This window comes from Chromohalobacter sp. HP20-39 (assembly GCF_033052815.1).
GTDB lineage: Bacteria > Pseudomonadota > Gammaproteobacteria > Pseudomonadales > Halomonadaceae > Chromohalobacter.
Genome location: NZ_JAWHTP010001196.1, coordinates 1 through 234 on the forward strand (window position 1 = coordinate 1; position 234 = coordinate 234).

1 protein-coding gene is annotated in these 234 nt (G+C 59.8%); it reads right to left on the reverse strand.

The window, feature by feature from the left end; all coding sequences use genetic code 11:
* A partial coding sequence (locus RVY79_RS21680; protein ID WP_317466691.1) for an ABC transporter substrate-binding protein occupies window positions 1–234 on the reverse strand: 234 nt, incomplete at both ends.

Consider the following 234-nt stretch of genomic DNA (forward strand, 5'->3'; position numbering starts at 1 on the left):
GCTGTAGGCGTCGTCATAGGCGATGTAATTGATTTTCCGGCCGTTGATGCCACCGCGGTCGTTGACCGACTGCACGTAGGCAAGCACACCCCTGCCGACGAGACCAATGGACGACGCCGGTCCGCTGAACGGAAACACGCCTCCGACCTTGATTTCAGTCGCGGTGACACCGGGCGCATCGGCGGAAAATGCTGGCCCTGACAACGCAAGCACCAGTACAGACGCGAGTTTGAA